Source organism: Leyella stercorea DSM 18206 (genome assembly GCF_000235885.1).
Classification (GTDB): Bacteria; Bacteroidota; Bacteroidia; order Bacteroidales; family Bacteroidaceae; genus Prevotella; species Prevotella stercorea.
Genome location: NZ_JH379406.1, coordinates 1 through 904, shown reverse-complemented (window position 1 = coordinate 904; position 904 = coordinate 1). Strand labels below are relative to the sequence as shown.

At 46.8% G+C, this 904-nt stretch carries 2 protein-coding genes; both read right to left on the bottom strand.

From position 1 onward, the window contains the following. On the bottom strand, window positions 1-317 hold a 317-nt coding region (locus HMPREF0673_RS04750), incomplete at its 3' end, for a pyridoxamine 5'-phosphate oxidase family protein (protein ID WP_007898827.1). 14 nt (window positions 318-331) lie between these two features. After that, window positions 332-847, bottom strand: coding sequence for a GNAT family N-acetyltransferase (locus tag HMPREF0673_RS04745; RefSeq protein ID WP_007898825.1), 516 nt, complete (start codon window positions 845-847; stop codon window positions 332-334). Window positions 848-904: the final 57 nt, after the last annotated feature.

The window sequence follows — 904 nt, the reverse complement described above, 5'->3', positions numbered from 1 at the left end:
GTCACGATTTCTGCCTTGCCGAATGCAATGGCTGATTTGAATTGCAGAGTGAAACTGCCGTCCTTCGGACCAACTGTAGGCGCACAACGGGTTACGGCTGAAAGGCAAACCTCAGAATGAGCCTTGATTGCCTCCAACTTCTTGCCTTCCAAGGCACCATGAAAATACCAATTCACATCATCATCTGATGCGAGTGACAGGGGTAAACCATAAGGCTTACCGTCTTCGTCAATAAAACTGACAGTAATATACGGAGCCTTGTGCATTACTTCCAATGCCCACTCGCTATCCATTGCTCTTGATTCCTTTCTCATCATTCTATTTTTCTCCTCTATCCGTTGTACTTGAACACCTTGACCATATCCTTGTCGCCACCCACGAGCTGGCTACATTTATTCAACATACCAGTATCGACGAAACCGCATTTCTCCATGACTCTTCCTGATGCAGGATTGCCTGTGAAATGGTCTGCCCAGATGTTTTCAAAATGCTTCTCGTTGATGCAGTAGTCGAGCATCTGCCTTAAGGCTTCGGTGCAGATTCCCTTGTTCCAATAAGGCTTTCCAACCCAGTAGCCCACCTCACAGTCGTTTTCTCCGATAGGGATGTTGCTGGTTTCATGGGTGTAGTAGCCGATGCAACCGATTGCCTCGCCAGTCTCTTTCAACACAATCGCCCATGTCGTGTCATTATGGAAGAATGTCCGGATAATCTCCCGACTTTCTTCTACAGATTTATGTGCCGGCCATCCTGCACGAGGTCCTACGTCAGGGTCTGAGGCGTACTTGAAGAGCGACTCTGCATCTGATTCCTCCCAATAGCGAAGTAAAATTCTTTCTGTTTCCATCAGATTTCTATTTTTGAGTTACCATGACCTGTTGGCGGAATTAAAAAACCGCCTGAA

Excerpts from the sequence above, each read along its gene's own strand:
- HMPREF0673_RS04745 (WP_007898825.1), bottom strand. The coding sequence starts at position 847 with ATGGAAACAGAAAGAATTTTACTTCGCTATTGGGAGGAATCAGATGCA.